The 238-nt window shown below is 52.9% G+C and carries 1 protein-coding gene; it reads right to left on the bottom strand.

What is annotated here, in order from left to right; genetic code table 11:
* On the bottom strand, positions 1-238 hold a 238-nt coding region (locus IZU87_RS17550), incomplete at both ends, for an ISAs1 family transposase (protein WP_213115395.1).

The raw sequence follows: 238 nt of genomic DNA, 5'->3' as shown, positions 1-238 counted from the left end.
GCTACCACTGCGCCCTCAGTCACGTCATGGCAACTTTTCATCCACTCAGCGAATGCAGTTTGCAGCTGCTCAGCATTCACCAGGGCCATCACCCTGGCCAAGGTATCGTGACTCGGCACGCCAGCCTTAAAATCGCCGTACTGGCGAAGAAAGTCCAACTTCGCGTGGCCAAAATCTTCGATTTCATCCCAACCTTCTGCACCACAGATCACCGCACAGACGATCAGAAACAAGATAT

The organism is Cobetia sp. MC34 (genome assembly GCF_018340035.1).
GTDB classification, from domain to species: domain Bacteria; phylum Pseudomonadota; class Gammaproteobacteria; order Pseudomonadales; family Halomonadaceae; genus Cobetia; species Cobetia amphilecti.
Note: the sequence above shows the minus strand (reverse complement) of the source record. Positions and strands in the feature narration are given on the sequence as shown.